The organism is Hymenobacter profundi (genome assembly GCF_019334315.1).
In the GTDB taxonomy this organism is placed as follows: domain Bacteria; phylum Bacteroidota; class Bacteroidia; order Cytophagales; family Hymenobacteraceae; genus Hymenobacter; species Hymenobacter profundi.
Map to the genome: position 1 here is coordinate 16,086 of NZ_JAHWGL010000038.1, position 23,649 is coordinate 39,734.

At 56.6% G+C, this 23,649-nt stretch carries 22 protein-coding genes; 11 read left to right on the forward strand and 11 right to left on the reverse strand.

Going from position 1 to position 23,649, the window contains the following annotated elements; genetic code table 11:
• Positions 1–261: 261 nt before the first annotated feature.
• Together dnaK and KYK14_RS10765 are read left to right on the forward strand one after the other, a co-directional pair.
• Positions 262–2,199, forward strand: a complete 1,938-nt coding sequence (dnaK, locus tag KYK14_RS10760; protein ID WP_219158839.1) for a molecular chaperone DnaK — start codon at positions 262–264, stop codon at positions 2,197–2,199.
• Positions 2,200–2,283: 84 nt separating this feature from the next.
• Positions 2,284–2,796, forward strand: coding sequence for a hypothetical protein (locus tag KYK14_RS10765; RefSeq protein WP_219158840.1), 513 nt, complete (start codon positions 2,284–2,286; stop codon positions 2,794–2,796).
• Positions 2,797–2,922: 126 nt separating this feature from the next.
• Here KYK14_RS10765 and KYK14_RS10770 read toward each other — a convergent pair whose 3' ends face one another.
• Complete coding sequence (locus KYK14_RS10770) at positions 2,923–3,078, reverse strand: hypothetical protein (protein WP_185280887.1); 156 nt, start codon at positions 3,076–3,078, stop codon at positions 2,923–2,925.
• Positions 3,079–3,445: 367 nt separating this feature from the next.
• Between KYK14_RS10770 and KYK14_RS10775 the strand changes: the two genes are divergently transcribed.
• The 4 genes from KYK14_RS10775 (at position 3,446) to KYK14_RS10790 (ending at position 7,896) form a co-directional block, all read left to right on the forward strand.
• Complete coding sequence (locus KYK14_RS10775; protein WP_185280888.1) at positions 3,446–4,132, forward strand: 3-keto-disaccharide hydrolase; 687 nt, start codon at positions 3,446–3,448, stop codon at positions 4,130–4,132.
• A gap of 78 nt (positions 4,133–4,210) precedes the next feature.
• Positions 4,211–5,953, forward strand: coding sequence for a GMC family oxidoreductase (locus tag KYK14_RS10780; protein WP_185280890.1), 1,743 nt, complete (start codon positions 4,211–4,213; stop codon positions 5,951–5,953).
• A gap of 24 nt (positions 5,954–5,977) precedes the next feature.
• Entirely contained in the window at positions 5,978–6,616 is a 639-nt protein-coding gene (locus KYK14_RS10785; RefSeq protein ID WP_185280891.1) for a gluconate 2-dehydrogenase subunit 3 family protein, read from the forward strand.
• Positions 6,617–6,747: 131 nt separating this feature from the next.
• Positions 6,748–7,896 carry an FAD-dependent monooxygenase gene (locus KYK14_RS10790; RefSeq protein ID WP_219158841.1) on the forward strand — a complete coding sequence of 383 codons (1,149 nt, stop codon included), beginning with the start codon at positions 6,748–6,750 and terminating at the stop codon, positions 7,894–7,896.
• 170 nt (positions 7,897–8,066) lie between these two features.
• Here KYK14_RS10790 and KYK14_RS10795 read toward each other — a convergent pair whose 3' ends face one another.
• Positions 8,067–9,158: an endonuclease/exonuclease/phosphatase family protein gene (locus KYK14_RS10795; protein ID WP_219158842.1), complete on the reverse strand. Its 1,092-nt coding sequence runs from the start codon at positions 9,156–9,158 to the stop codon at positions 8,067–8,069.
• 204 nt (positions 9,159–9,362) lie between these two features.
• Between KYK14_RS10795 and KYK14_RS10800 the strand changes: the two genes are divergently transcribed.
• On the forward strand, positions 9,363–9,989 hold the full coding sequence (locus KYK14_RS10800) for a MarC family protein (RefSeq protein WP_243900333.1): 627 nt from the start codon (positions 9,363–9,365) through the stop codon (positions 9,987–9,989).
• 193 nt (positions 9,990–10,182) lie between these two features.
• Positions 10,183–11,217, forward strand: coding sequence for a uroporphyrinogen decarboxylase (hemE, locus tag KYK14_RS10805; protein WP_219158843.1), 1,035 nt, complete (start codon positions 10,183–10,185; stop codon positions 11,215–11,217).
• Positions 11,218–11,289: 72 nt separating this feature from the next.
• Here the strand turns inward: hemE and KYK14_RS22450 are convergent, their stop codons facing one another.
• From KYK14_RS22450 to KYK14_RS10840, 7 genes are all read right to left on the reverse strand, one after another.
• Positions 11,290–12,534: an OmpA family protein gene (locus KYK14_RS22450; protein ID WP_219158844.1), complete on the reverse strand. Its 1,245-nt coding sequence runs from the start codon at positions 12,532–12,534 to the stop codon at positions 11,290–11,292.
• A gap of 290 nt (positions 12,535–12,824) precedes the next feature.
• On the reverse strand, positions 12,825–13,844 hold the full coding sequence (locus KYK14_RS10815; protein WP_219158845.1) for a bifunctional heptose 7-phosphate kinase/heptose 1-phosphate adenyltransferase: 1,020 nt from the start codon (positions 13,842–13,844) through the stop codon (positions 12,825–12,827).
• A 253-nt stretch (positions 13,845–14,097) separates the two neighbouring features.
• Positions 14,098–15,318 (reverse strand): pyridoxal phosphate-dependent aminotransferase, encoded by a 1,221-nt coding sequence (locus KYK14_RS10820; RefSeq protein ID WP_219158846.1) that lies wholly within the window; start codon positions 15,316–15,318, stop codon positions 14,098–14,100.
• Between the two features lie 94 nt (positions 15,319–15,412).
• Positions 15,413–17,104, reverse strand: a complete 1,692-nt coding sequence (locus tag KYK14_RS10825; RefSeq protein ID WP_219158847.1) for a glycosyltransferase — start codon at positions 17,102–17,104, stop codon at positions 15,413–15,415.
• Between the two features lie 72 nt (positions 17,105–17,176).
• Positions 17,177–18,565 (reverse strand): aspartate kinase, encoded by a 1,389-nt coding sequence (locus KYK14_RS10830; RefSeq protein ID WP_219158848.1) that lies wholly within the window; start codon positions 18,563–18,565, stop codon positions 17,177–17,179.
• A gap of 125 nt (positions 18,566–18,690) precedes the next feature.
• Entirely contained in the window at positions 18,691–19,305 is a 615-nt protein-coding gene (gene recR, locus KYK14_RS10835) for a recombination mediator RecR (protein ID WP_219158849.1), read from the reverse strand.
• A gap of 145 nt (positions 19,306–19,450) precedes the next feature.
• Positions 19,451–19,732, reverse strand: coding sequence for an ATP-dependent Clp protease adaptor ClpS (locus KYK14_RS10840; RefSeq protein WP_185280900.1), 282 nt, complete (start codon positions 19,730–19,732; stop codon positions 19,451–19,453).
• Positions 19,733–20,045: 313 nt separating this feature from the next.
• Between KYK14_RS10840 and KYK14_RS10845 the strand changes: the two genes are divergently transcribed.
• Entirely contained in the window at positions 20,046–20,603 is a 558-nt protein-coding gene (locus tag KYK14_RS10845; RefSeq protein WP_219158850.1) for a hypothetical protein, read from the forward strand.
• A 127-nt stretch (positions 20,604–20,730) separates the two neighbouring features.
• The gene (locus KYK14_RS10850; RefSeq protein ID WP_219158851.1) at positions 20,731–21,510 is read left to right on the forward strand and encodes a hypothetical protein; all 780 of its coding nucleotides are present in this window, start codon (positions 20,731–20,733) and stop codon (positions 21,508–21,510) included.
• A gap of 79 nt (positions 21,511–21,589) precedes the next feature.
• Here the strand turns inward: KYK14_RS10850 and KYK14_RS10855 are convergent, their stop codons facing one another.
• Both KYK14_RS10855 and KYK14_RS10860 read right to left on the reverse strand, forming a co-directional pair.
• Complete coding sequence (locus KYK14_RS10855; RefSeq protein WP_185280905.1) at positions 21,590–22,237, reverse strand: YceI family protein; 648 nt, start codon at positions 22,235–22,237, stop codon at positions 21,590–21,592.
• Positions 22,238–22,270: 33 nt separating this feature from the next.
• Positions 22,271–22,720: a MarR family winged helix-turn-helix transcriptional regulator gene (locus KYK14_RS10860; RefSeq protein WP_185280906.1), complete on the reverse strand. Its 450-nt coding sequence runs from the start codon at positions 22,718–22,720 to the stop codon at positions 22,271–22,273.
• Between the two features lie 152 nt (positions 22,721–22,872).
• Here KYK14_RS10860 and KYK14_RS10865 point away from each other — a divergent pair, with 152 nt between their 5' ends.
• Positions 22,873–23,466: a DUF6799 domain-containing protein gene (locus KYK14_RS10865; RefSeq protein ID WP_219158852.1), complete on the forward strand. Its 594-nt coding sequence runs from the start codon at positions 22,873–22,875 to the stop codon at positions 23,464–23,466.
• Positions 23,467–23,649: the final 183 nt, after the last annotated feature.

Here is a 23,649-nt window from a genome sequence, read left to right on the forward strand (position 1 = left end):
GGACCGGGGGTGGGGTCACGCGTCAACGGCTGAGCTTCGCATGTACTATAAACGCGTAGCTCCCCTAGCTGCCTACCTGTCACCTAATCCCTACCTCTCAGATTTCGTTAAAGTCAGTCCGTCGGATATCGGCGGCGCGGAATATTGAAAAATGACAATCTGTCACAAAAAAAGGGCTGGTACGCTGCTTGTATCTACCCTTGCGTGCCTGAGTTGCACACTATTCCAAGACACTTCAACTACACACTATAACCCTCCAACATGGGAAAGATAATCGGTATTGACCTCGGTACGACCAACTCTTGCGTCGCCGTAATGGAAGGCAACGAGCCGGTCGTAATTCCGAACAGCGAAGGCCGCCGCACGACGCCGTCGATTGTGGCGTTCCTTGATAACGGTAAAGGTGAGCGCAAAGTAGGTGACCCCGCCAAGCGCCAAGCCATTACCAACCCCACCAACACTATCGCGTCGATCAAGCGTTTCATGGGCCGCAGCTTCTCCGAAGTACGCGGCGAAACTGACCACGTAGCCTACGATGTGCAAGGTGGCTCGAACAACACGGTTGGCGTGAAAATCGGCGACCGGCAGTACACACCGCAGGAAATTTCTGCGATGGTACTGCAAAAGATGAAGCAAACCGCTGAAGACTACCTCGGCACTACGGTAACCGAAGCCGTTATCACGGTTCCGGCCTACTTCAACGATGCCCAGCGTCAGGCTACCAAAGAAGCCGGTGCTATTGCTGGCCTCGACGTGAAGCGTATCATCAACGAGCCTACCGCCGCTGCCTTGGCCTACGGCCTCGACAAGCAACACACAGACGAGAAAATTGCTGTGTACGACCTGGGTGGTGGTACCTTCGATATCTCGATTCTGGAGCTGGGCGATGGCGTGTTCGAAGTACTGAGCACCAACGGTGACACCCACCTCGGTGGCGACGACTTCGACCAGGTAATCATCAACTTCCTAGCCGACCAGTTCAAAGCAGAAAACGACAACCTCGACCTGCGCAACGACCCCTTGGCCCTCCAGCGTTTGAAAGAAGCTGCCGAGAAAGCCAAAATCGAGCTGTCGTCGTCGAACGAGACGGAAATCAACCTACCCTACATCACGGCTACGGCTACCGGTCCTAAGCACTTGGTAGTGAAACTGAGCCGCGCCAAGTTCGAGCAGCTCTCCGACGACCTCGTGCGTCGTTCGATGGAGCCCTGCAAAAAGGCGCTGCAAGATGCCGGCCTGTCGGCTTCCGACATCGACGAGGTTATCCTCGTGGGTGGTTCTACCCGCATTCCGCGCATTCAGGAAGAGGTAGAAAAGTTCTTCGGCAAGAAGCCGAATAAAGGCGTGAACCCCGACGAGGTAGTGGCCATTGGCGCCGCCATCCAAGGTGGTGTACTGACCGGCGACGTGAAAGACGTGCTGCTGCTCGACGTAACCCCGCTTTCGCTGGGTATCGAAACGATGGGCGGCGTGATGACCAAGCTCATCGAGTCGAACACCACGATTCCTACCAAGAAGTCGGAGACGTTCTCGACGGCTTCGGACAACCAGCCTTCCGTAGAAATCCACGTGTTGCAGGGCGAGCGTCCGATGGCTTCGCAGAACCGCACCATCGGCAAGTTCCACCTGTCGGACATTCCGCCAGCACCCCGCGGCGTACCGCAAATCGAAGTAACCTTCGACATTGATGCCAACGGTATCCTGAACGTATCGGCCAAGGACAAAGGCACCGGCAAGGAGCAGAAGATTCGCATTGAAGCTTCGTCGGGTCTGTCGGATGCTGACATCGAGCGGATGAAGAACGAGGCGAAGGCCAACGAGGCAAACGACCGCGCCGAGGCTGACCGCATCAAGAAGGTGAACGAAGCTGACTCGATGATTTTCCAGACCGAGAAGCAGCTGAAAGAGTACGGCGACAAGCTGAGCGGCGGCAACAAAACGGCCGTTGAGAATGCCCTTGCCGACCTCAAGAAAGCCCACGAGAGCAAAGACCTCGCGCAGATCGACTCGGCTATGGAAGCCATCAATGCTGCTTGGCAGAATGCTTCGCAGGAGATGTATGCCCAGGGCGGTCCGCAAGGCCAGCCCGGTGCCGAAGACTTCGGCGGGCAGCCCGGCGGCAACGGCCAGCAAGGCCAGCCCCAGGGCGCCGACAACGTAACCGACGTGGACTACGAAGAAGTGGACGGCAGCAAGTAATTGCTGACACGCTTTAAATAAAAAGGCCCGGAAGAATATCTTCCGGGCCTTTTTGCATTTTTACGCTGCTTTACTTTACTGCTTATGACTATTCCGCTCCATATTTTTCGAACCTACGCATCCAGCGCAGCCGCAGAGCCACTATTAACACTGCTCGACCAGCATCATATTCCCTACGAAACGCGCGTCGATACGGGGCAACCAGCCTTCGACCCAACCTTTGCTTACAATGCGCCTTACGCGCAGCTTGTTGTCCTGATTCGATCTGCGGACATACCTGTTGTCACGCAGCTGGAAGACCAGTTCAACGCGCAGCTCATCAGCCGAGTTGCGCCCGATTATTACCTGTTTACTTTCTCTGAAGAAGAATTACTTGATGTGGTAACGGAGCCTGACAGTTGGAGCAGCTTTGATGTAGAATTGGCTACGCAGTTACTCCAGAAAGGCGAAGTCCGTGTGTCAGCCGACGCGCAAACGCTTCGCTCGTTCGTGCCGCCGCCGCGACATACTATGCAGCGCTGGCTGGTAGTGGGGCGCATACTAATGGCAATTATCAGCCTCGCTGCCTTGTACAGATTCCTGCACACCCTATTTTAATATATCAGTGTATTAGAGGTATATACACCTAACTTTTCAGATATTATAAAAGGCCCGGAAGAATTTCTTCTGGGCCTTTCTACATTATTTTTTTCTCTATCATCCTGAACTTGCGCAGGATGACAATTATTGCTTCTCCTCTTCTGCCTCTACCTTTTCGGCGTCGGGGCAGTGGGTGGGGGTGCTGCGCACGTGGGCGGGTACGGTGATGGTCTTGCCGTGATAGGTACGCGTGTAGGCCGGCACCCGAATAAACTTTTGTCCTTTTTCTGTCTGAGCCATGTTGCTGTTGATTAAGGCCAAGTGGCCTGTGCAGCCACGGAGCTATTGGCGTTCGGTATAAGTAGACCTACGACACAAATTCGTCCGCTGTTTCACCTTCTTGCTCAGGTATTTATTTAACTTGTGGCTGCAAAATCGTTTTAGCAGCAATTGGTGGTTGTCGGGCTAAGCCTTTAATAAGTCAGGCAACCCTTCTATACTGGTGCTAGGAAAAGCAACTAATAACCTGTATGTTGAGTCATTTGGCACCTAGTGTTCGTGCGTGGTTACCGGCTTTTGGCTCTCTTCTACGATCTACCTGCTTGTGCAAGCACCAGTTATTGTCTTGTTCTTCGTTTCTCACTTCCTACCCATTAACCAGACCCTCATGAAAATTTTCGTTGTCGGTATTGCGACCCTGATAGCCTGTAGCCCGCTTGCGTCGGCAAACAAGCAGACAGCCGGGAAGAAGCCCCAGGTATTGTTTGATGGCAAGACCACCAACGGCTGGCACACCTATCTGAAACCAGATGCCACACCCGCCTGGAAAGCCGTGAATGGCACCCTGCAACTAGACCCGAAAGCGGAGGGCCGCGGCGACTTGGTGACGGATAAAGAATACGAAAACTTCGAGCTGGCGCTGGACTGGAACATCACTGAGGCCGGCAACAGCGGCATCATCTTCGGCATACAAGAAGATCCAAAATTTCATGCTACCTACGAAACGGGCATAGAGATGCAGGTGTTGGACAACATCAAGGCATCGGACAACAAAAAAGCAAACCACTTGGCCGGCTCCTTATACGATATGAAAGCCCCAGCCAAGGACGTAGCAAAGCCTGCCGGCGAATGGAACAAGGTGAAGCTGCGCAAGCAGGACGGCCACCTAACGTTCTGGCTGAACGGCAGCAAGATCGTGGAGACGCAGATGGGTAGCCCAGAGTGGAACGAGCTGATCAACAATAGTAAATTTAAAACCTGGAAGAACTTTGCCGCCTATCCCAAGGGCCACATCGCCTTGCAAGACCACGGCCACGAGGTATCCTTCCGCAACATTACCATCACCGAGCTATAAAGTAATGATGAGCTTCGGGTTGCCAGCCCGTTTTTGGATTTGGTAGCTTGTACTCACCATCGACAACTAACCTAAACGATGAGCACATTCGAGATTAAGAAATCGGGGACGGTATATGATGCCGTGATTGTAGGATCGGGGGCCGGTGGCGGCATGGCGGCCTACGTACTGGCCCATGCCGGCCTAAAGGTGCTGATGCTGGAGGCCGGCGCCTACTTCGACCCGGCTAAGGACGCGCAACAACTGAAGTTTTCGTACGAGTCGCCGCGGCGTGGGGCTTCCACGGTGCGGCCTTTCGGCGACTTTGATGCGGCCTACGGGGGCTGGGAGCTGGATGGTGAGCCGTATACTACCAAAGACGGCACGCAGTTCGATTGGTTTCGGGCGCGCATGTTGGGCGGACGTACCAACCACTGGGGCCGTATTTCGCTGCGCATGGGACCACTCGATTTCAAGAGCCACCAGATAGACGGCCTCACCGACGACTGGCCCATCACCTATGATGAGGTGAAGCCTTTTTACGACAAGGTGGACCGCATGATTGGCGTGTATGGCACCGTAGAGAATCTGGAAAACGAGCCCGATGGCATTTTCCTACCCCCACCCAAGCCCCGCCTCAACGAGCTGTTTATCAAGCAGGGCGCCGAGAAGGCCGGCGTGAAAGTTATTACGGGCCGCGGCTCGGTGCTCACCGAAGCCCTACCCAACAACAAAGACCGGGGCGCCTGCTTTTTCTGCGGGCAGTGCGGCCGCAGCTGCAAAGTATACGGCGACTTTTCCGCATCGTCGTGCCTGGTGATTCCGGCCCTGAAAACCGGTAACCTGAAGCTGATTACCAACGCCATGGTGCGCGAGGTGCTGACCGATGCCGACGGCCTGGCTACGGGCGTATCGTACGTAGACAAGGAAACGTTGCAGGAATACCAGGTGCTAGGCAAAACAGTGATTTTGGGCGCCAGCGCTGGCGAATCGGCCCGCTTGCTGCTCAACTCTGTTTCGGCGCATCACCCTAATGGGCTGGCTAACAGCAGCGGCGTGGTAGGCAAGTACATCCACGACTCGACTGGGGCTAGCTTGGGCGGTTTCCTACCCCAGCTCATGGACCGCAAGCGCTATAACGAGGATGGCGTGGGCAGCGTGCACATCTATACCCCGTGGTGGCTCGACAACAAGAAGTTGAACTTCCCACGCGGCTACCACATCGAGTACGGCGGCGGCATGCACATGCCTTCCTACGGCTTCGGCATGGGCATGCATAAGCTGAACGGCCTAGTGCCCGACCGCGACGGCAACAAGCGGGAAGCTGGCGGCTTTGGAGCATCACTGAAAGACGATTACCGCCGCTTCTACGGCACGCAGGTAGGTATGGCCGGCCGTGGCACCGCCATTGCCCGCATCGATAACTACTGCGAAATCGACAAAGATGTGGTAGACAAATACGGTATTCCGGTCCTGAAATTCCACTATAAGTGGACCGATGCCGAGGTGCAGCAGGCCAAGCACATGCAAGAGACTTTCCAGGAAATCATGCACGGCATGGGCGCCGTTATCACCTCCAAAATACCTGGTCCTGAAACCAACTACGGGCTGGAAGCGCCGGGCCGCATCATTCACGAGGTAGGCACCGTGCGCATGGGCGACGACCCCAAGAAATCGGCGCTCAACAAGTGGTGCCAGGCGCACGACTGCCGCAACCTGTTTGTGGTAGACGCGGCTCCCTTTGTGCAGCAAGGCGACAAAAACGCGACCTGGACCATCCTTGCCCTGTCGATGCGGACGAGCGAGTACATACTGGAGCAGCGCAAAAAACTGAATGTATAATCAGACGCTTGATTTTTTATTCCGATGAAAAGACGGGAATCGTTAAAAGCTATCGGCCTCACGGCCCTTTCCACCGGGTTGCTGCTGGACTCCTGCAAAAGCGACACGGAGAACAAACAGGTCCCTACCTCTAAGCAGGCCACTCCCGAAGACACCGCCGGAAGGGAAGCCTTCGAAATAGAACGCGATAAGAAGCTGCACGCCGAAACGTTCTTCACCAAGCACGAAATGGCGACTATCACAGTGCTGGGCGACATCATTATACCAAAAGATGAAAAGTCGGGTAGTGCTTCTGATGCGGGTGTGCCCGAGTTCATTGAGTTCATTGTGAAGGACATTCCGACGCACCAAGTGCCCATGCGCGGCGGGTTGCGGTGGCTGGATATACAGTGCTCCAATCGCTACGGCAAGCCCTTTGTGGAGTGCAGCCAGCAGCAGCAGCTGGAGATGGTGACGGCCATTGCCTACCCCCTCAAGGCCAAGCCAGAGATGGCACCCGGCGTCACGTTCTTCAACCGCATGCGCGACTTGACAGCTACAGGCTTCTTTACCAGCAAAATCGGCATTGCCGATATTGGCTACGCCGGCAATGCGCCCAACCGCTGGACTGGCGTGCCCGAAGACGTGCTGAAACAGTACGGTATGGAAAACGTGAAGGTGTAAGGCATTTGCCTACCCAAGTAAGCCCGTCATGCTTGATCTAGCGTCCGCCAGATCAAGCATGACGGGCTTTTTATTACACTTTCCACCGCCTCGTTCATTGCCAGTTCATCGTACTATTGCTATACTGCCGTATGCATTTTCTCATTATCGGGGCGGGGATTGGTGGTTTAACGGCGGCTCTGGCCCTGCGGCGGCAGGGCCATACGGTGCAGGTATACGAGGCAGCACCTATGTTGTGTGAGGTAGGCGCGGGCGTGGTGCTGGGTCTGAACGCCATGCGTGCGCTCCACGATTTGGGCTTGCACGAGGTAGTGCGAGCCGCGGGCAGTCCCATCACGGAACTGCACTTAGTAGACCAGCAGGGTAGGCAACTGAACCACACTGATACGCGCCCGTTCAGCCACCGGCTGGGCTTCGAGAACCTGGGGATTCATCGGGCGGCGCTACAGCAGGCGCTGCTGCACCAGTTACCCAGCCATTGCCTGACGCTGGCCTGCCCCTTCGAGCGGTTTGAGGTGCTAGCTACCGGCGAGGTGCGCGCCTACTTTGCTAATGGCAGCCAAGCGGTAGGCAATGCCCTTCTGGGCGCCGATGGCATCCGGTCCAGAGCGCGGCGGCAGTTGCTGCCGGGTACCGAGCCGCGCTACGCAGGCTACACCTGCTGGCGGGCTGTGGTCGATGCGTCGGCCCTTGGCCTACCAACCGGCCACGCCTACGAGACATGGGGCCGCACCGGCCGCTTTGGCTACGTGCCGCTGGCTCATGGGCAAACGTATTGGTTTGCGTGCATCAATAGCGCCCAGCCGCGCAATCCGCAGTTTCAGCGTTTCCGAGCGGCCGATTTGCGGCGGCATTTTGCTGATTTTCACGCGCCTATCTCGCAGCTGCTGGCCCTCACCCGCGACGACCAGCTCCTCTGGAACGACATCACCGACCTGAAGCCTATCACACATTTTGCTCACGGCCCGGTGCTGCTACTCGGCGACGCCGCCCACGCCACGACCCCCAACCTGGGCCAGGGTGCGGGGCAAGCCGTGGAAGATGCCGCCATTCTGGCCAATTGCTTGGCCAACCAATCTGATATACGAGAGGCTTTCCAAACGTTTGAAGCCCGGCGCCATGCCCGCACCACCCGTATTGTGCGGTTGTCGTGGCACTTGGGCAGGGTAGCCCAGCTGGAAAACCCTACCCTCGTTCGCCTGCGCAACACCATCATGCGGTACGTGCCCGCCAGCATCAATCGACAACAAATGGCTTTTCTATTTGAAGAAGGGTATTGAGTTGTGAAGGGCGGCTTGTAAGTAGCTTCTAGCAAAAAACCATCTGTCATCCTGAGCTTGCGAAGGACCTTCTCAGCTAAAACGACTATCGTACTAACGACTCGTTCTGACGTGAGAAGGTCCTTCGAAGGCTCAGAATAACAGATGGGTTCTAGCTTAGTATCTCACATTTACTGCTTACCCTCCGCTTCCTCGCGCTCCTCTTCGGCTTCTTCGGCAAAGCCAGCGGCTATTTTTTCCTCGGCTTCCTCGTGGTCCTCGGCGTCGGGCTTGGCGGCTTCTGCTTCCTGCTCGTCTTCGTCTTCGGGCTCGTAGCTCAGAGTGATACAGATAGGAAAATGGTCGGAGCCGATGTATTCCAGGCGATGCATCTGCACTACCTTGAAGTGGGGTGAGTGGAAGATGTGGTCCAACGGCCAGCGTAGCAGCGAGTAGTCAGCGTGGAAGGTCGGCATCATGCCCCGCCCGAGACGTGGATCGAGCAGGCCGCTAATGCGTCGAAACAGCTCGGATGTATGGGACCATGCTACATCGTTCAGGTCACCGGCTACAATGGTGGGCTGATCCTTGTTCTCAATTTCTCGCCCAATCAACAGCAGCTCCGCGTCGCGGCGGGTACTGGTTTTAGCCTCGGCAGGTGCCGGCGGCTTGGGGTGCAGGCAATGCAGGCACACTTCCTCCCCCGATTTCAACACTACCTGCGCATGAAATGAAGGCACTTCGTCGTCGATGAGGTAGCGAATGTGGGCATCGCGCAGCTCCAACCGCGAAAACAGGAGGAGCCCATACGTATTGGGCAGCGGCTCGTAGGCCGTATAGGGGTAGTCCTCTTCCAACACACGCAACTGATCCAGCCACCATTGGTCCGTCTCGACGGCCAGCAAGATATCCGGCCCACAGTCGCGGATGGCCCGCAGGCAGCTGGGCGCGTCGCGGTTGGTCATCAGCACGTTGGTCACCATAATGGTGATTTGGCGGTCTTTGTTTGCGATGCCTTCCGGGTCGCTGTCGGCCACTTGCTTGGGGCGCAGGGACGTATAGGGCAAAATGCGAAATATCTGATACACACCGCATACGCCTAGGACCACGGCAAGTACAATACCACTAGGCTCAGTCGTCATACGTAGAGCAAATAGTGCTGCTTCGCTCAACAAAGCTCCTGCAACGATTTGCAGACGAGGGAAATCAAACACCCGGATCCACCATGCCTGTGCCTTCACCAAGGGCACCACGGTGGCCACAATGGCCACACTTGTAAGCAACAGGGTTAAAGATTGGCTGAGGAGTAGCCACAAAGGGCCGTCTAGAGTCAACAAGGTGGTAGCAGTTTAGGTCGGAGGGACGAGAGTTAGGGCGAAAAGATACCTATACGCAAGTCAACAGTAAAACAAACATACACTTTTGCATTTTTGCGGTGGCGCGGCAGCGTGTACCTTTACCCGACAGGGCCTTCAACCCGCTGCCTTATGGACATAAATATTCTGATTGCCACGTTCACCACGTTGTTTTCTGTGGTGAATCCGTTTGGGGCCATGCCAGTTTTCCTGACCCTAACCGAAAATGACACTGCTCCCGAGCGCAGCCGCACGGCCCTGCGTGCGTGCATCTATATGGTGTGCATCATGTCCGTGTCGTTTTTTGCCGGTCAATACGTGCTCAATTTCTTTGGCATCAACATTTACCACTTGCGCATTGCGGGCGGCATTCTGCTGATGCGCTCGGCCTTCGACCTGCTCACGCCGGGCGCCAACAAATCGAAAGTATCGGATGCTACGGTAGAGGACAGCAAGCAAAAAGATGATATTTCCTTTACGCCGCTGGCCATGCCCATGCTTTCGGGGCCGGGCTCTATTGCTGTGTGCATTGGCTTGTTTACCAGCCGATTGTCATATTCCGGAGTGGCGCTTACCCTGGTAGGGTTTGTGCTGGTAGCCGCCGCTAGTTTCTTAATCCTCGTCAGCAGCCTGCGCCTTACCCGCGTGATGGGCCGCGCCGGCATGACGGCCATGGCCCGCGTGATGGGTTTTCTCACGCTCAGCATTGGCGTCAGCTTCATTGCCACGGCTATTCGGGCGTTGTTTATGGCGAGGTAAAACCAACGCCTGTCATCCTGAGTACTCCGCGCATCAAGCGGCGACGAAGGACCTTCTCACGCTGGAACGAGTCGTTGTTACGCCTGTCGTTCTCACGTGAGAAAGTCCTTCGCTGCGCTCAGGATGACACGTGCTCTTCAACTCACCATTTCACAACCTCACAAATTCACTATTTCCCCTCTACCTTTGCGGCATGCTCAAGAATGATCTGCTGTTACGTGCCGCCCGCGGCGAAGAAACCGAACGCACTCCGGTCTGGCTTATGCGCCAGGCGGGCCGTATTCTCCCCCAATACCGCGAGCTGCGGGGCCGCCTCAGCGGCTTCAAGGAGCTGGTAGAAACTCCTGAGCTGGCAGCCGAAGTCACCATTCAGCCCGTAGACGCGCTGGACGTAGACGCGGCCATCATTTTCTCTGATATTCTGGTGGTGCCCGAAGCCATGGGCCTACCCTACGAGATGGTAGAGGCCCGCGGGCCGCTGTTCCCCAATACCGTGAAGTCGGCGCAGGATATAGCTCGCCTGCGCGTGGCCGACCCCGAGGAGCACCTGGGCTACGTGCTGGAAGCCATTCGCGTCACCAAAACGGCCCTGAACGGTCGCGTGCCGCTAATTGGGTTTGCTGGGGCTCCCTGGACCATTCTGGCCTACATGGTAGAAGGCCACGGCTCCAAGACGTTCTCCAAGGCCCGTCGCCTACTCTACGCCGAGCCCGAGCTGGCGCATGAGCTGCTACGCAAAATCACGGCGACTACCATTGCCTACCTCCAAGCACAGGTAGCAGCCGGTGCCAATCTGATTCAGGTGTTTGACTCATGGGCCGGCATCCTCCCCCCCGACCACTACCGGGAGTTCAGCACACGCTACATTCGCGAAATCTGCCAGGCCATTCCCGATGTACCCGTGACGGTGTTCGCCAAAGGTGCCTACTTCGCCACCGCCGATTTTGCCGAGCTACCCTGCCGCACCATTGGCCTCGACTGGAACGAGGACCCGCGCAATGTGCGCCCACTCGTAGGCGACAAAACCCTGCAAGGTAACCTCGACCCCTGTGCCCTCTACGGCTCGCCGGAGCAGGTGCGCCAAGCCACTATTGAAATGCTGCGCCGCTTCGGGCCGCACCGTCACATTGCCAATCTGGGCCACGGCGTCTACCCCGACACCAACCCCGACAACGTGCGCGTGTTCATCGAAACGGTGAAGGAGTTTAGCGCTACGTTGCGGGCGTAAGCCCTACCCTACTCACGCGCAAAGGCCCGCCGGAAGCATATTCCGGCGGGCCTTTGTATTCGTACGCTATTCTTATCTCTCTAAAACTCGAATACTAACCCGACGATTGAGCGAGCGGCCATCGGGGGTGTCGTTGCTGGCGATGTTGTCTAGGGAGCCGTAGCCGATGGCTTCTACGTTGTTCGGATCGACGCCCATGCTGATGAGGGTAGCGCGGGCGGCTTGCGCTCGGTCGCGGCTCAGGCGCAGATTGAGCAGCGGGTCGCCGGAGCTGTCGGTGTAGCCTCCAATCCGCACTTCGGCTTTGGGAAAGGTCTTTAGAATGCTGGCTACGTTGGAGAGCTGCCACATCGATTCATTGGTGAGCGTGGCTTTGCTCGACTCAAAATAAATGCGGTCGAAGCCAATCCAGCCTTTCAACGGGTTCAAGGTATCCACTGCCATCAAGGGGTCGGCCAGGAACTGGTACAGGCGACTTTCGGTGGAGTTGGAACCGATAATCTGCTGTAAGCCACCGCTTAGCTTTAGTACCACCGGCACCCCGGCGTTGCCATACACGTAGCCACCGCCACTGTTGGGGGTAGTGTTGGTCGCAATGACCTCGGGGTAGCCGCCAGCGGCCTGAAAATTTTCGTTGGTCACCACGTTGATGGGGTTGGCGGCGTCCCAGGTGCTTCGGTTATCGGCGGCGGCAGTGGGTAGAGAGAACCGGTCACTAGCCGATAGCGCATTGCTGGCCAGGGTGTTGTCGGGCAGTTGGTAGTTGATGGTAGGCGCCGTTTGACGGCCCAGCACGAAGCTCGCAATGGCAATGGCGACCATCAGTGCAATCCAGCCCCAGCGGCCGCTACTCCCACCACGGGCAGGCACCGGCTCGCGGGGTGCGGCAGTGAATGCGGGCAACGGCGGCAAGGCCGGGCGGACGCGTGGGGCTTGCACTTGCACGTTGCCCTGTGCTTGCAACCACTGGCTAAGGGCCTCGGCATCCCATTGGTTGGCAGCGGCTTTCTGGCCCAAGAGCGCAACTGCCGCAAGGGCTGCCTGACCAACCAGTTGGTTTACCTCGCCGGCATCAGCGCCTGTATCAGTTACTATATTGTGCATTGTGCCGTGGTAGCGGTCCTCCAGCAACGATTTCATCAAATCGTTGCCTTGGTTGCTGGCCGCTGGGTCGTGCAAGGTGGCGGGCTGCTTAAGCACTTGGGAAGCAGTTGTTTGATGAGCCGCGTTCCAGATTACCTCTTGCCCACCTGCCTGCCGGGCCACTTCGGTTAGCTTGGCTACCACCAGTTCGGTAACACGGTCAACTGCTGCCACAGGATCAGTTGAAGCGGCGGTTGTACTCGGCAGCAGCGCATGGCTTTCAAGAAAATGCCTGATTTCATCCGAAAAGTTCTGCCTTTCAACCATAAAGGAACCACTTTAGTATTCACGTATCATATATGAAATCCAATTTTTTAATGGATTATCACTAATTTATGTACGTAAATAGCAAGCAGGCAGATTGATGGCTCCGTTAAAATCTTTGCTTGTCAAACATAAACTGAGTCTTCGTGAAAGAACAACTAATGCTTGCTGACTTATGCACTACAACCGTTTCGCTTAAGCTAGCCCAAGCTCAGGCCTACGGTCTGGGCTTCTGTCAATAGCTGCTGCTTGGCGATTGGCACCACCCCTACCTGCTCACATACTAGGCCGCCACCCAGGTTGGCCAACGCGGCGGTGGCCGGAGCACCTACCCCCAATGCTACGCACAGGGCTGCAATGCTAATCACTGTGTCGCCGGCCCCGGAAACGTCGGAAATAGCGCGTATATGGGCTGGGATGTAGGTTTGCTTCTGTTGCGCATCTTCGATAAACACCCCACGCTCCGAGAGCGTCACGAGCACGTTGGCCGGTTGCAGTTCCTGCCGCAGCCGCGCTACGGCCGCTTCAAAGTAGGGGCGGTCGGCGTCGGTATCACCGAATTCCAGCTTCAGCCCCTCGCGCAGCTCTTTCAAGTTGGGCTTGAACAGCGTGCAGTATTGGTAGGCTAGGAAGTTTTTCTTCTTGGGGTCGACCACCGTAGGCACCTGCCGCGCACGCGCCAGCTGGATGAAACGTTGAATGGTCGCTTCATTCAGCACGCCTTTGTCGTAATCCTCAAATACGACCACATCGGCGCGGGCCAATAGCTGTTCGTAGCGAGCGTGCAGGCTGGTGTTTTCGGTTTCGTTGAGGTCGTGCTCTACTTCTGCATCGAGGCGGAGTAGTTGCTGCCCGCCGGCCAGCACGCGCTGCTTCACGGTGGTAGGGCGGTGGGCACTACGCACAATGCCCTCAGCCGACAGTTTCCGCTCCTGCAACAACGTCAGCAGCTGGTCGCCGCCCTGGTCCTCGCCTACCACGGCACATAGCAAAGGGGTAGCACCCAAGGCCTGCACGTTCAGGGCCACGTTGGCGGCACCACCTAGGCGTTGCTCGGTACGCACCACATTCACCACCGGCACCGGCGCTTCCGGCGACAGGCGGCTGGCTTTCCCCCACACGTAGGCATCCACCATTACATCCCCCACAATCAGCACCTTGAGTTGATTGAACGCGGAAAACAGATCGGATAACGTGGTGGGTGTAGCAAGCTGAGGCATTACGCAAAGATTAGTAAGGCCGCAAAGGTAGGAAATGGTGAAGTGGTGAAGTGGTGAGGTTGGGAGATGGTGAAATGGCGAAGGGTGAAGTGGTGAGATAAGAAGACAAGAAGAAGGGTGTCATCCTGAGCGCAGCGAAGGACCTTATCACGCGTGAACGACAGGCGTAACCACGACTCGTTCTACCGTGATAAGGTCCTTCGCTGCGCTCAGGATGACACCCTTCTTGTCTTCTTATCTCACCACTTCACCGCTACCCCAGCTTCTCAATGCTAGTCTTGATGCGGTTGAAAGCTTCTTGCAGCTTCTCATCGGCAGCAGCGGTGCTGAAGCGGATACAGTTGGGCGCCCCGAAAGCGTCGCCGCTGACGGCTACCACGTGTGCGTCGCTGAGCAGATAAAACGCTACGTCGGCCGACGTTTCCAGCACTTTGCCTTCGGGTGTAGTCTTGCCAAAGCAGCCGCTCACGTCGGGGAAGATGTAGAACGCGCCCTCAGGCACCGGCGTGCGGAAACCGGGGATGTCTTGCACCAGGTCCAGCACCAGGTCGCGGCGACGACGGTAGGCGGCTACCATTTCGTCGGCGGAGGCGCGGCCACCTTGCAGGGCGGCCAGGCCGGCGCGCTGGGCAATGGAGCACGTGCCGGATGTAATCTGGCTCTGGAGCTTGTCGCAGGCCGAGGCGATTTCCTTGCTGGCCGCCAGGTAACCCACGCGCCAGCCCGTCATGGCGTAGCCTTTCGAGAAGCCATTCACGGTAATTACGCGGTCCTTTATCTCCTCGAACTGCGCGATGCTCACGTGCTCGCCTACGAAGTTGATGTACTCATAAATTTCGTCGGCCATTACCAGCACCTGCGGGTGCTGGGCCACTACCTCGGCAATAGCCGCTAGCTCCTCGCGCGAGAATACGGCGCCTGTAGGGTTGCAAGGCGAGGAATACATAATGAGCTTGGTGCGCGGCGTAATGGCCGCTTCCAGCTCCTGGGCCGTCACTTTATAGTCGTTTTCGATGGTGCCCATCAGCGGTACGGGCACGCCTTCGGCCAGCTTCACCATTTCCTCGTAGCTCACCCAGTAGGGCGCAAACACGATTACCTCGTCGCCGGGGTTTATCACGCTCAGCACCACGTTGGCCAGCGACTGCTTGGCACCGGTACTCACCACAATCTGGTCGGGCTGGTAGTCGAGGTTGTTGTCGCGCTTGAACTTGGCGGAAATTTCCTGGCGCAGGTCCAGGTAGCCGGGTACGGGTGTGTAAAACGTGTAGCCCTCGTCAATGGCCGTTTTGGCGGCGTCTTTTATGTACTGCGGCGTTTGAAAATCCGGCTCACCAAAGCTCAGGCTGATAACGTCGATACCCTGGGCGGCCAGTTCGCGGCCCTTTTTGGCCATGGCAATCGTTTGGGATTCCTGCAAAGCGTTGATGCGGTCGGACAACACGGAAGCAACGGAGGTAGCGGAGCTGGACATGCGAAAAGGATGAAACAGGTCAGAAGTTCGGCCAATGTACGGAATTGAGTTGAAGCCGCGCCGCTTTACCTGCTCTTTTTACGCTGCCGACTACTCAGTCGCGGGGCGCATTATTGGCCTCCGGCACCCATCCCAGCCACCGAAAGCAGCGCACCAGCACGCTCATATCCGGAGCGGGTGTGTAAGTAGAGGCCGCCTGTTCCGGCGCGTAGTAGTCGCCGGGCGATACGCGGCTGGAGCTACCCACAATATACTCGCTTCCTTGGGCCAGTATGCGATACGCAACTTCCAGCCGTTGGGACAATTGCGTCATCAGGGTCATAATTTGCTGCGACGTTAGGTCCTGGCCGCAGAATACCAATTCGTCTACCCGGTAATGACGAATGAGGGCTTGCAGCTCGCTCACGGTACCCAACTCTCCTGGGCTTACCTGAGTAGGGCTTACGTGCCCCACCACATACACAGGCGCGCCAGCTTGCCGCAGCAATTTGCGTACCCGGCTGCTTTCACCCTCTGAACCCACAATGGCCACGCGCCGGGTGCGGAACTGGTGCAGGTGCACGCTGCCGTGACGCACGGCATGCACCGCCATTCGCCAGCCCGCCATTACAGCCGCTGCCCAGCTACCGCCCAGCAGCAGGGTTTTGGCCGCGTAGCCTGCTTCCGCAAAACCATCGACAGCTAGTAGTGCTACCGTGCCCAACAAGATGCCCCGCACAATGGGCCAGAGGCGCGGGGGCTGGTCGTAAGTACCGCTGAGGTAGGCGGCCGTCAGCCAGGTAGCCACCCACGCCGGCACGGCGGCTGGGCCAGCCAGCGCTGCTTCGGGCCAAACGGACCGCAACGCAATCAGCCCGGCGCCTACCCCTATGGCATCCAGCAGCACGGGGGCACAACCGGCCACTACACGGTGGGCCACGGCGGCCCCGGCACGCAACCAAATAGCTAGATTCAGCAACAAGCTAAACACACTAGCCTTGCCTGGCGCAAAGTGCTTACCCGCAAAAATGACCATGGCCTGGTAAAACACGAACACATAGTTGATGCTCGTGCGCCGGGTGCTTTCGCCTTTGTAATGAATGATGCGGGTGCCGGGGTAGTAGTAGTTTTTCCAGCCGCCCTGCGTGAGTCGATACGAGAGGTCAATGTCTTCCCCGTACATAAAATAGTCCTCGTCGAGCAGCCCTACCTCGTCCAGCGCTTGTCGGCGCATCAGCATGAAGGCGCCGCTGAGCACTTCTATTTCGTGGGTTTGGTCCTTGCTGAGGTAGCCCAAGTGGTAGCGCCCAAAGGTGCGCGACTTGGGTAGCAGCCACGCCAAACCGAATATTTTGTAGAACGCCACCCAGGGCGTGGGGAGGTCGCGCTTGCTCTCGGGCAAAAAACGGCCTTGGCCATCCAGCATGTGTACACCCATGCCGCCGCCCTCGGGGTGCTCGTCCATAAACTGGCAGCACTTCCGGAAGGTGTCTTCCTCCACTACCGTATCGGGATTGAGCAGCAGCATGTACTGGCCGCGGGCGCGGCGCAGGGCCTGGTTGTTGGCGGTGCTGAAACCGGGGTTGGTCTTGTTTTCAATAAGTACTACCTCCGGGAAGCGTGCCCGCACCATCGCTACCGAGCTGTCCGCTGAGTGGTTGTCTACCACAAACACCTCTACTGGCTCGCCCAGATGCGCCGCCGCCTTCCGCACCGACAACAGGGCCTGCTCCAGGAAGTGGCAAACATTGTAGCTGACAATGACGACGGAGAGCTTCACGCGGCGGGTAGGTAGGGGGGAGTGCAAGGTGGGCAAATTACGGTGAACTACCTAAAAAGCCCTACCCTACCCTTGCATAATCCTATAACAACATAGTTTCTATCCTTCCGTGGCATATAAGGCCGCGTTCAATGCTACTACGGCGGGGTTGAAATCTTCCCTAGCCACTAGAAATTGAATGTTCACCTTGCGCAGAGCAAAACCGGCGCTCTTAATGTTGATACCCGCTCCGGCCAGCGCGCCCGCCGCCCGCGCCAATAGCCCCGGCTCGTCGATGTTGGAGCCGATGATGCAGACCATAGCGGCTTTCTCTACGGTCACCTTCTCAAACTTGGCTTGCAGCTCCTCTACCAATTGCGACTTGAAATCTTTCTCCCAGATAACCAGCGAGATGCTGTTGGCACTGGTGGCCTTAAAGGAATAGCTGATACCCAGCCGGGCAAAGGCTTCCATGATGTGCAAGTCGAAGCCAACGCCGCCTACCATCAGCGGGTCGTACACGTCCACGATTAGCACGCGGTCGGTGCCGGTGACTACCTCCACGCGCTTGGTGGGGCTCACGTAGTCTTCGGTGATGAGCGTGCCGGGGTGCTCGGGCTCGAAGGTGTTCTTGATGCGCAGATTAATTTTATTGATTTCCAGCGGCTTGGAAGCTTTCGGGTGAATGGCTTCCATGCCTACGTCGGCCAGCTGGTCGGCTACGTCGTAGTTGGTGAAGCCTACCGGGGCACAGTTGGCCAACCCTACCACGCCGGGGTCGGCGGTGCAGAGGTGGTATTCTTTGTGAATGATGGCCTCCTGCGGCCGCACAGCTACGGCTATCTTGCTGAACGTCACTTCGGAATAACCCCGGTCAAACTCGCGCATAATGCCCTCCGTGCCTTTGGTGTAGCCGGTGGCAATGCAGATAGTAGAGGCAAAATCGATGCTACCAAACGCCTTTTGAATGCGCTGGTCGATGGTGTAGGGCGTGGCGTCGTGGAAGCCGCTCAAATCTACTAGCGTGGCGTCGATGCCCCGGTTTTGCAGGATATTCACGGAGTTGAAGGCCGAGTGCGACTCCCCGATGGACGCCAGAATCTCGCGGGCGGCCTGCAAGATGTTTTCGCTGCTCACGTAGCCCGAGGCCAGAATACTGGCCAGATTATCGAGGTAGCCTTGGGCGTCCTGAATGCGCTGCGCGATGAAGGCGTTGGCTACGGCGAGGTCCAGCCCTAGCGGCTCATACTGTTTGTTCAGCTCCTGGAGCTGTTCGCTCACCTGGCTCAGGGCCTCCCGGAACTGCTCGTGCTTGGCAAAACGGTGGTAGACGCCCGGCGCGCCGGTTTTCTTGTTCTCCAGCAGCCAGTTGGTGACACCAGCATAGGCCGACACCACAAAGATGCGATTATACAGTGCCGCACCCTCGCGGCCGTACAGGATGATGTTATCAAGCACATCCCCAAAAGCACTCATAGAAGTGCCACCTATTTTTTCTACCGTAAGCATACTGGCAAAAATAGCCCGGAAATATTGAGTGTTGCGTGTCGAATTAACAGACTCTATGTCTCTACCACAAAAAAAGCCGCCGGAAGTAAACTCCGGCGGCTTCACTCATGAAGCAATAATATACCTTACCGCGCCTGGCGCTGGCGTTCCACAATGCTGCGGCCCAGCGTAATTTCATCAGCATACTCCAACTCGCCCCCTACCGGAATACCGCGGGCAATGGTGCTGATGTTGACGCCTTCCTGGTCGCGGAGCTTGCGCGAGAGGTAGAACGCCGTGGTGTCGCCCTCCATGGTAGGGCTGATGGCCAGAATCACTTCCTGCACCTCCGAGCCGGGCGCCGTTACGCGTTCCAGCAGCGTATCAATGTGCAGGTCGCCGGGGCCAATGCCCTCAATGGGCGAAATGACGCCGCCCAGCACGTGGTAGGTACCCTGGTACTGACCGGTATTTTCAATGGCAATCACGTCGCGGATGTCTGATACCACGCAAACGGTAGCGTGGTCGCGCAGCTTATTGGCGCAGATGCTGCACTGCTCCGTGTCAGAAATATTATGGCAGGTCTGGCAGTAGGTGATGTCGAAGCGCATTTTGGCCAGTGCCTCCGCCAGGTTGCTGGTGGTTTCAGTTTCGGCTTTGAGGAGGTGCAGGGCCAAACGCAGAGCGGTTTTTTTGCCAATACCCGGCAGCTTGGCCAACTCACCCACGGCATTTTCTATCAGCTTGGAGGGAAATTCCATTCAAAAGAGGGAAGGAGTAAAATAGACTGTCATCCTGAGGCCGGCAAGATACCATATCCCGCCGGCCCGTTTCTTAACAACGAACAGGGGGCGATAAGGTCCTTCGCCGGGCGCAGGATGACAGAATTTTTCGGGAGGAAAGCTGCTACAGAATGTCAGCCGAAATGCCCCGGTCGTGGATGGCGGTGCACATGCCCGTTAGCTCATCGTAGGCGCCGTGCTTTACCGTGCACTTGCCTTTGTGATGAATGAGCAGCGTGCACTGCTCTGCCTGTTCGGGCTCGTGCTGGCACACGTCGATCAGGGTTTTGATAACGTGCTCAAACGTATTCACATCATCGTTGTACACGACCAAGTCGCGCACGTCGATGGTTTCTTCCAGGAGCAGTACGTCCTCGTTGTAGTCGATTTGCGGGTTGCTATGCATGGTGCAAATTTACGAAAAAACCGGGTAAAAGGTCAACCTCAACCGCACCTTTCTGGCTAGATAACCCCTTGATAAGCTGCATACTTGCTTACCGGCGCCGAATCTGCCGCACAATTGTTTCGCTGACAATCTGGTCCTGGCCGTAAGTAGTCTAGCTTTTGCCAGGAACAGAAACCAGCGCGGCACAGGGCTTCCAGCGAGCTAAACCTGATAGGGGTAGCCAGACTGCTGATACGTTATTTGTTCTCAACTAGATTACGCAGATTACCCACTCTATATTTTCAATTCTGCCTTTTTAGTCCGTATTTCCCTCATGCCCGTTCCGTCCGCCGAGTTTAAAAAGGCCCTAAAACGCCTTACCGATAAGGAAAAAGAAGCCCTGCTGCTACGTGCGGCCCGCCGCGACGCCGAGCTGTACGATACCCTCAGCTTTGAGCTGCTACCCGACGTGACGGTGGAAACGGTATACGAGCAGGCCTCCGACCGGATTCATGAACTGTTTGCGGTAGGCGCTACTGGGCGGTTGCTCAACCGCAGCCTTACCAAAGCACTTAGCAAAGCCACCAAGGAAGTGACCCGCGCCCGCCGCATCACCAAAGACAAGCGCCTGGAGGTAGACTTAAATCTGTATATGCTGCGGCATATTTTTTCCAACTACACAGGGCAGTTTGAGAGCCCGTTTGCGGGATTCTATACCGCCACGGCCCGCCTGGCCGCCCGCACCACCACGCTGGTACAGGCCAACCTGCACGAAGATTTATGGATGGAATACAAGGCCGACCTCGACTCGTTTTTGCAGCAGCTACGTGCCCGCAGCAAAAGCCACAGTCTGCGGTTTGAGCTACCGCACGAGCTAGCCCTGCCAGAGTAGGCGCCGGGGCTGGCACAGGCTTTGAGCCGCCCAATACATCCCTACCCCACCCGCTACCGTACTAGCTATTGCCGGGTTTCGTTAGTAGGCAACCCAGCTTCCGTTTACCTTTTGCGCAACCCTTTTCATGCCCGTTACCCGTTCTACGCTGTTTACCTGTCTGTTACTTGGCGGTTTGGCTACCGCCTGCTCTCCCGATCAGCAAAAGAAACCGGCAGCTACCTCGGCTTCTCAGACACCGCCTATTCCCGACTCGCTCACCATCCGACAGGCTGCCCAGACGTACCGGGTACAATACGCTGCGCCCGTACCGTTGGACAGTGGTCGGTATGTGTACCAACCCATTATGGCGGTGAAAACGGGTAGGCAAGAACGGCCGCTGATTGATATTAAGGGTGATGCGCCGACTTCCTATGCCAGCACCAACTACGACTCGGCCCGCGGCCCGGTCTTCAACCTGTTGTTTCACTATTTGCCTACTGGCCGCACCCACCTACTATTAGATAATGGTGGCTACCGCATCGAGAAGGTGATTACAACTACCTACCCGTATATCTTTTACCAGATGATTACGGCCGACCGTAACGGGGACGGCGAGCTGACCAGTGCCGATGGGCGCATTCTGTTTATCTCCAACCGCGCTGGCGAGCAGCTGCATCAGCTTACACCCGACAGTACCCGCCTCGAAAGCTGGCAGCCGATTCCGAACACGAAAATGTTGCTAGCGGAGCTACGCTACGATTCTGACCGCGACGGCCAGTTCGACGATACTGACAAAACGTACTGGCTCCGCTACCCCCTTAACGCCCAGCAGCCCCCTACCGACCCGGTCTTCGTGCCCGACTCGCTGGTTCAGGTAGTGAGGCAGCAGATGCTATATCGCCAGAGCCGTTTGCGCGGTAAATAGCCGCCTGCATAACGCGCACAAAAAATCCCCGCTACCAGATTGGTAGCGGGGATTTTTTTATAGGCTGATTAGGCGCCTACTACTTGGCAATTACGTTGAAGCTCAGCGTAAAATCGTCGTAGATGGCTTTGTCGCCGATGCCTTCGAAGAAGGACTTCGAGCCGTATTTGATATCGTACTTGGTGCGGTCAACAGTGGCCGTGCCGCTGGCGGCAGCTACGCCGTTCTTCACGCCTACTTTGGCTGGGAAGGTGATGCTGTTGGTTTTGCCTTTGATAGTCAGGTCGCCGGTGATGTTGGCGTTGTTGGCAGTAGCAGCGGCACCTTTGATATAGGCTACTTTCGTGATTTTGAAGGTAGCAGTGGGGAACTTCGCGGTGCTGAAGAAGTCGTCCGAGTTGAGGTGACCCATGAACTTGGTGTTGCTGTCGGCATCTTTGATGTCGGTCGTCTTCACCGTGGTCATGTCCACCGTAACAGTGCCGCCCACCAGCTGATTGCCGTTTACCATCAACTCACCGCCCGTAAACTGGGCCGTGCCGTTGTGGCCGTGCGTTACGGCTTTGCCTTCCCAACCCAAAGTGCTGAGTTGCGGCTGTACTTTGTAGGTCTTGGCGGCGGCTTTCTCCACACGGGTAGCGTTGGCGCTGGTACCAGGAGCAGCAACAAAAGCAGAAGTGCCGAGGAAAGTGGCGGCTACGAGAGCCGACAAAACGATTTTTTTCATGATTGAAAAAAGAGTAAATGTGACTGAAAGCCGTCAGTCCCGGAGTTTATCGAGTAAGTTGCTGAGCTGTTCGGCTTCCGCCACGCTCAAGTTTTTCAAAACAGTATTCTGTTCTTCCAACACAGGCTGCATGCTTTCCAGCAGCGCTAGGCCGGCATCGGTGATGCAGATGTCCACAGCGCGGCGGTTGCTGGGACATACCGTGCGCGTCACGAGTTGCTTGGCCTCCAGCTTGTCTACAATGCGCGAGGCGTTGCTGGTTTTGTCCAGCATGCGCTCAATCAGCAGGTTAACGGTAGCGGGCTTTGGGTGCTGCCCCCGCAAAATGCGCAGTACATTGTATTGAGGCCCGGTTACGCCGTATTCGCGAAAGGCTGAAGCCTGCCGCAATTCCAACCAGCCAGCCGTATACAATAGGTTGATCATCACCTTCTGATAAGGGTCCTTAAAAACCGGTTGCTTGATGGCATCCTCTATTTTCATTGCTGACATAATTGATGCGGCTGATTGATGACACAAATGTATGTACATACATTTAATGTTGCAACATATTTGACAGAAAAATTTACAGCTGCTTGCCTACCATCCGTTGTGCCGATGCGTAGAGGAACAATTTTCTCTCTCACCAGCAACTCATGCGTACTTTCTTCATCCTCTTGCTAACGGGCAGCTTACTAACGGCGGTATCACCTGCCAGCGCCCAGGAAAAAACGGCTGTTCGCGTCCGGCCCATAGGCGCGGTAGATTACGGTACCGGGGCGCAGTTTCTGTTTCGCAATGGAGAGGTGGTGCTCCATCAAGATAACAATTACCAGCCGCTCACAAAAAATATCCGGCTGGCCAATGGCACGAAGATCAACTACAAAAGTGGCATCGTGGAGCTACCCAGCGGCAAACTAACGACTCTGCACGAGGGCGACTATGTGAATAGCGCGGGCAGTATTGTGTTTGCCACACCTGGCAGCGCCGCCGCGGCCCGCCACGATACTATTGGCGCCAACGCAGCCCGCTTCGAGCAGTACGTAGAGCGCGGCAAAGTAGTCCCGCTATCCGATTTGCAGGCCCAGCTAAACCGGCAAAGCCAGCAGCTGAAGCTGATGGAGCAAAAAGTACGGCTGCTCAACCAAAAAATCGACCTGCTCTCCCGGCAGTCCACCCCACCCGACACCCGCCAACTCGACCAACAGCTCCGCGAACTGGACCAGCAGCTTCAACAGTTGGCGAAGTAGGGAGTGGTGAAGAGAAAGCGTCTGTCATCCTTTATCTGGCGTCCGCTTGCGAAGGACCTTCTCACGCTAGAACGACTATCGTATCAACGACTCGTTCTAGCGTGAGAAGGTCCTTCGCTCCGCTCAGGATGACAGACGCTTTCTCTTCAATACCTCATAACTCTACTATCTCCAACTCCCCAT

What these genes read in the sequence shown, in the direction of transcription:
- KYK14_RS10820 (WP_219158846.1), bottom strand. Translation starts at nt 15,318, where the DNA reads ATGTCCAGCTCCGCTACCTCCGTTGCTTCCGTGTTGTCCGACCGCATC.
- KYK14_RS10860 (WP_185280906.1), bottom strand. Translation starts at nt 22,720, where the DNA reads ATGAAAATAGAGGATGCCATCAAGCAACCGGTTTTTAAGGACCCTTAT.
- KYK14_RS10765 (WP_219158840.1), top strand. Translation starts at nt 2,284, where the DNA reads ATGACTATTCCGCTCCATATTTTTCGAACCTACGCATCCAGCGCAGCC.
- KYK14_RS10845 (WP_219158850.1), top strand. Translation starts at nt 20,046, where the DNA reads ATGCCCGTTCCGTCCGCCGAGTTTAAAAAGGCCCTAAAACGCCTTACC.
- hemE (WP_219158843.1), top strand. Translation starts at nt 10,183, where the DNA reads ATGCTCAAGAATGATCTGCTGTTACGTGCCGCCCGCGGCGAAGAAACC.
- KYK14_RS10850 (WP_219158851.1), top strand. Translation starts at nt 20,731, where the DNA reads ATGCCCGTTACCCGTTCTACGCTGTTTACCTGTCTGTTACTTGGCGGT.
- KYK14_RS10815 (WP_219158845.1), bottom strand. Translation starts at nt 13,844, where the DNA reads ATGCCTCAGCTTGCTACACCCACCACGTTATCCGATCTGTTTTCCGCG.
- dnaK (WP_219158839.1), top strand. Translation starts at nt 262, where the DNA reads ATGGGAAAGATAATCGGTATTGACCTCGGTACGACCAACTCTTGCGTC.
- KYK14_RS10785 (WP_185280891.1), top strand. Translation starts at nt 5,978, where the DNA reads ATGAAAAGACGGGAATCGTTAAAAGCTATCGGCCTCACGGCCCTTTCC.
- KYK14_RS10775 (WP_185280888.1), top strand. Translation starts at nt 3,446, where the DNA reads ATGAAAATTTTCGTTGTCGGTATTGCGACCCTGATAGCCTGTAGCCCG.
- KYK14_RS10830 (WP_219158848.1), bottom strand. Translation starts at nt 18,565, where the DNA reads ATGCTTACGGTAGAAAAAATAGGTGGCACTTCTATGAGTGCTTTTGGG.
- KYK14_RS10780 (WP_185280890.1), top strand. Translation starts at nt 4,211, where the DNA reads ATGAGCACATTCGAGATTAAGAAATCGGGGACGGTATATGATGCCGTG.
- KYK14_RS10865 (WP_219158852.1), top strand. Translation starts at nt 22,873, where the DNA reads ATGCGTACTTTCTTCATCCTCTTGCTAACGGGCAGCTTACTAACGGCG.
- KYK14_RS10840 (WP_185280900.1), bottom strand. Translation starts at nt 19,732, where the DNA reads ATGCATAGCAACCCGCAAATCGACTACAACGAGGACGTACTGCTCCTG.
- KYK14_RS10855 (WP_185280905.1), bottom strand. Translation starts at nt 22,237, where the DNA reads ATGAAAAAAATCGTTTTGTCGGCTCTCGTAGCCGCCACTTTCCTCGGC.
- recR (WP_219158849.1), bottom strand. Translation starts at nt 19,305, where the DNA reads ATGGAATTTCCCTCCAAGCTGATAGAAAATGCCGTGGGTGAGTTGGCC.
- KYK14_RS10800 (WP_243900333.1), top strand. Translation starts at nt 9,363, where the DNA reads ATGGACATAAATATTCTGATTGCCACGTTCACCACGTTGTTTTCTGTG.
- KYK14_RS10770 (WP_185280887.1), bottom strand. Translation starts at nt 3,078, where the DNA reads ATGGCTCAGACAGAAAAAGGACAAAAGTTTATTCGGGTGCCGGCCTAC.
- KYK14_RS10790 (WP_219158841.1), top strand. Translation starts at nt 6,748, where the DNA reads ATGCATTTTCTCATTATCGGGGCGGGGATTGGTGGTTTAACGGCGGCT.